We start from the raw sequence: 1,491 nt of genomic DNA on the forward strand, positions 1-1,491 counted from the left end.
GCCTGCTGCTGGATCTGTTTTCACGCGCGCAGGCGGTCCGGGCGATACGGGCGGGATAGTGCGGGCCATGTCGGGTGCGGCCACTCCCAGCAGGTCCGCCGCCTGCACGAAAAAGAAGGTCGCGAACAGATCGAGCGCCGCGGGGCCGTGTTCCACCCGCGCGCGCAGTACGGCCCCTTCCCACCCGATCCAGAAATAACGTGAAATCCGGCGCAGAGCTGCCTTTGCGCGGCGCTGGGCGCGGCGCCGTACACTTCCAGCAGGCATTCGGTCACGCGGCGTTCCCAGCCGCGCAGAATCGCGCATAGCAGGGTATTGAACGATTCGGGCAGAATATCGATTTCATGGCCGAGATTGCCGATCAGGCATCCCCGGCGGAATGCGTGGCGCTGCATGCCATCACGCGCGTCATGAACGAAATCGAGCAGCCGCCGCAGCGGCGGGCGCGCGCCATCGGCCAGGCACCGGTCGATGCGGGCGTTGAAATAGCTGGCGTAATGCTCGATCAGGACGCGGCCGAACGCCTGCTTGCTGTCAAAGCAGGCGTAAAACGAGCCTTTTGAAATTCCGGTAGCATTCAGCACGTCATCCACGCGGGTGGCGGAAAATCCCTTTTCCGTCAGCAGCTCCACGCCCGCCCGCACCAGCATGCCGCGCGTGCCCTCTGGCGCGCGGGCTGTCTTTGGTGGGCGACCACGGCCACGGCGGGGGGGCGATGTATCAGACATTGCACGATATTCTTATCAGCTAGGGAGCATGTGACGCAGGGCGCTTTCCCCATAATGTGCGCCCGCGGCGAAATGCAAGGATAATTCCTGAATTTAATTTGCAGCTTTTGGCGTCCATGCCGGTGTGTCCCGCCGCTCACAAAACTGTTCACAGGTGAGAATTCTTGTGCAACCAACGGCGGGAATATGCTTTGGTGTTGTTGATGCCGATGCGATTTATGCTAGGGTCACCGCAGGACAGAGAATGTTATCCGGAGCCGGGCCGCCTAAACCACGGTAAGCGCCAGAAAGGCTGATCTCCATCCTGCAAACGTGCTTTCATTCGGTGGGGTTCCCGCAGGGGATATCCACCACCTAGACCTCGGGATTACGACCGTTGAGAAGTAACAGGACCGACCGCAGCTCCCGCTCCCCGCGCCGCGGCGGATTTGACGATGATTTCATGTCATCGCCTTCATTTGGTGATCGCGGCGCCCCGCCGCCCCGCCGTTCCTTTGGTGGCGGAGGCGCTGGTCCCCAGATCGTCGCATCCGGCCCGGAAATTGGCGCCACCGTAAAGTGGTTCAATAGCGAGAAGGGCTTCGGCTTTGTCGAGCTGTCCGACGGATCGGGTGACGTGTTCCTGCACGCCAATGCCCTGAACCCGACCGGGCATGCCACGGTCGCGCCGGGAACCACGCTGGTGGTGCAGATCGGCCAGGGGCCCAAAGGTCGTCAGGTCGCGGCCGTTCTTTCCGTTGACGAAAGCACGGCCCAGCCCGAG

2 protein-coding genes are annotated in these 1,491 nt (G+C 62.4%); one reads left to right on the forward strand and one right to left on the reverse strand.

Annotated features, from left to right (window positions below):
- Positions 1–20 precede the first annotated feature (20 nt).
- Positions 21–728 (reverse strand): TetR/AcrR family transcriptional regulator, encoded by a 708-nt coding sequence (locus JCM25156_RS32745; RefSeq protein ID WP_242402715.1) that lies wholly within the window; start codon positions 726–728, stop codon positions 21–23.
- Positions 729–1,104: 376 nt separating this feature from the next.
- On the opposite strand from JCM25156_RS32745, the gene JCM25156_RS16380 reads away from it, so the two are divergent.
- Positions 1,105–1,491 (forward strand): cold-shock protein (locus JCM25156_RS16380; protein WP_025813965.1); only part of this gene is annotated, 387 nt, incomplete at its 3' end.

It is taken from the genome of Komagataeibacter kakiaceti JCM 25156, from assembly GCF_000613305.1.

Bases quoted from the DNA above. Each gene is read 5' to 3' on its own strand.
- JCM25156_RS32745 (WP_242402715.1), bottom strand. From the start codon at position 728: ATGTCTGATACATCGCCCCCCCGCCGTGGCCGTGGTCGCCCACCAAAG.